This is a genomic window from Caviibacter abscessus, from assembly GCF_001517835.1.
GTDB classification, from domain to species: Bacteria; Fusobacteriota; Fusobacteriia; order Fusobacteriales; family Leptotrichiaceae; genus Caviibacter; species Caviibacter abscessus.
The window spans coordinates 1-267 of sequence record NZ_LOQG01000016.1 but is presented as its reverse complement, the minus strand read 5'-3'; the positions used below and the strand labels follow the sequence as shown (position 1 = coordinate 267).

General features: G+C 25.1%; 1 pseudogene. It reads left to right on the top strand.

Annotation, left to right across the window (positions count from 1 at the left end):
- Nucleotides 1-35: 35 nt before the first annotated feature.
- Nucleotides 36-267 (top strand): annotated as a pseudogene (locus AWT63_RS03130) (extracellular solute-binding protein); the annotation flags it as partial.

Sequence of the window (267 nt, the reverse complement as noted above, 5' to 3'; positions counted from 1 at the left end):
ATCATTCCATATTTTATCTTCCTAAGGGTGCATTAATGTACATTGATAGTATGGCTATTTTAGAAAAAGCAAAAAATAAAGAAAATGCATATAAATTTTTAAACTACTTGTATTCAAAAGAAAATTATAAAAAAACTGTATTAAAATTTAAAACACCAAGTGTGTTAAAAGGTCTAGAAGATATTAAAACTATACTTACGTTGGAAGAAGTTTTGAAAAATTCAACATTGCCTGAACCACTTGATGAAGTTTCAAAAGAAAAACAAG